The sequence below is a fragment of the Campylobacter sp. BCW_6463 genome, assembly GCF_001762785.1.
In the GTDB taxonomy this organism is placed as follows: Bacteria; Campylobacterota; Campylobacteria; order Campylobacterales; family Campylobacteraceae; genus Campylobacter_D; species Campylobacter_D jejuni.
In genome coordinates, this window is sequence record NZ_MJXL01000061.1 from 1 (window position 1) to 2,693 (window position 2,693).

The following is a 2,693-nucleotide window of genomic DNA, read 5'->3' on the forward strand; positions in this document are numbered from 1 at the left end:
TTAGATCAAGATAATACTATAAAACAAGATACACCTAGTTATTATTTTTCTCCTAAAGATGAAAGCAGTGGCAAAGGAAGACTTAGCATCTTTTATAAAAATGATGAACTTTGTTTGCTTAATTATTCTATTATAGAAAATTCTTTAAATATTAAATTAGAATGTTTAAGCAAACAAAGCTTAGAGTATAAAGACTTAATTTCAAACACTTTAAAAGAACAAAAAACCACACAAGTAGATAAAAAACAAGCTATAGCTAAACTTCATGCTCTTTTAGAAAATCAAAACCTAGAATGTATCCATGGAGGTAAAGTCATACTTAAATCAAACAAAGGAAAAACTTTTAAAGATGATGGTGTGCCTATAATGCTAGAAAGTGATTTATTAAACTCTAGTATAGTAGCTTGTCCTAATACTATAGCAGGTGTAAGTGTTCCTTGTACTAAAGTTGTTAATGTAAAAGGATCCTTATCTCAAAAGAAAGTCAATAATGAATATGTAATCTTACAAGAACTCATATCAGCTTGTATTAGTGATAAAGGTTTTCCTTTAAAAGTAAGCTTTACTCCTACTAAGTTTAAATTTGATCACAGCTTTAATCCTAAAGAGGGCTTAGGAGAACAAAGTAAAAATCAAATAGAGTTAAAAGAACCTATAATAAGACTTCATTATAAAAGTGATAGATTTCAAAAAGATAATTTACCTATCTATAATCTTTTAATCAATAATGAAAAAAAAGAACAAAATAAGGCTTTAAATGAATTTAATATAGATTTAAAAGATTTAAAAGATATAGAGGATATAAATATTCTTAATCAATTCAAACAAGACTTTAGTAAAGATTATGAATTTAAAGAATTAAATCTTAGCTTTGATACTAATTTAATCAAACTTTATTTTATTATCCCAAAAAACATTGCTAAAGTTTATAAAAGTGCTTATAAGGAATTTGAAAATAAAGATTTAGGAGTAGGGTATTTTACACAGCTACATGAGTATGATAAAATCATCAAAAATGCTTTAGAAGATAATAAAGAATTAAACGAATATCATTTTAGTTTTTTAGCTCCTGCAAAAATGCAAAATTTAAAACTTCAAATCGCACAAGGACTAGATGAAATCTTAGAAGATGAAGATAGAAAACAAGAGTTTTATGTTTGTAAATTTGTGGTGGTAAATGGGGTTAGTGAAAACAAAATAAAAGCAAAAAATAAAGATGTAAATATAAATAATGGCACAAAATACACAAACACTACAAAAAGCAATAATATAAGTTCTAGTGAAAACAATGCTCAAGAAATCATCCCTGATAATGTTATAAGAATACAAACACAAGATGGCAGTGGGGAGTTTATTGAGATAGTATTTCCTAGTCAATTAGAACTCAATGATAAACCTTTGGAAGATGTGAGTTATACATTTGTTCCGGCTTTAAGAGGTTTATATTCAATGTTTAAAATTACAAGTAGACTTAATAGTGGTTTAACGCGACAAGAAGTAGTGAAAATTATTGAAAAACTACAAAAAGGTAGCAGTGGGAATATTCGCCTTTTGAAAAATAAAAAAGAATTAGATGAACTGTGGCAAAAATTAATAAAAAATGCCACAAAGTTAGAAGAAAAATATATTCCTATAAAAAATCATAAAACAGGACAAATTACGCAAGAAAAATTTATAAGATATAAATTGAATGATGGAATTGATATTATATACAGAACAGGTTCTGGAAGTGGGGGAGAAACAATAAATATTTATGGCAAAAATCCAAAGCTCAATAAAACTATTCATATTAAACCATAGGAATAAAAGTGAAAAGAATAAAAGTAATATATGCAATGGGTAATCCTATTTTTTCTTATAAAGAAAAAGATGATATAGGATATAAAAGTTATGAAAATTTAAGTAAAGTATTAAATAATAAACCATATTTTTCTGAAATGGATTTACTTTTAGAATATTTAAGATACACAACAAAAACAGATATTCTCTTAGCATTTGAATATTTATTATTAAAACTTATTGATGATGAATTTTTTGCAAGACATGAAATAGATGCAAATATCATTCAATTTTATAATATTGATAGTCTTAACAACACTCCTTCTTTAAATACACCCAAACCTACCTATATAAGTGAATATATTAATATCTTGGGGCAACTTTTTCTAGCAGGTTATATAGATTTTGGATCTTATTGTGATGAAGATAGAAATAAAATAGATTATCCCTCAAACTTATCTTATTATAAAGAAGATAAATATCAAGCTTGGATATATTTTAGAGATAATTTTTTTTATAAAGAAAGATTTGAAAGAAATTTGAATGATGATATTATTGTAGATGGATGTAGCACAATGTTTTCTCCCACTTCTTGGGATACACCACAATATTGGTCACAATACAATATCTGGATAGCAACAACCCCAAAAGGCACAAAATACTTCCAAGAAATCTTAGCTCCTAAATTTTACAACAAATACAAAGATTTAGAAGTTGAGATTGATGATAAGGGCAATGTGCTTAGGTGGATAGGAGAGATTAATAGAGAGACAAAAAATATTAGCAAATAAAAAATGATATAATAATGCTTTATATAAGGAATCTTTTATGTTTATAAGTTCTAAAACAGAGTTAATTCAAACTATTAAAAATTTAACAATCAACAATAAAGAAGTTAAACAGATTGATTTTAT

At 25.8% G+C, this 2,693-nt stretch carries 2 protein-coding genes; both read left to right on the top strand.

All coding sequences use genetic code 11. The features are described from left to right. The coding region (locus AJ884_RS07105) for a hypothetical protein (protein ID WP_261660578.1) at nt 1–1,800 on the top strand (1,800 nt) is incomplete at its 5' end. 8 nt (nt 1,801–1,808) lie between these two features. Beyond that, entirely contained in the window at nt 1,809–2,570 is a 762-nt protein-coding gene (locus AJ884_RS07110) for a hypothetical protein (RefSeq protein ID WP_088306429.1), read from the top strand. Nucleotides 2,571–2,693 lie beyond the last annotated feature (123 nt).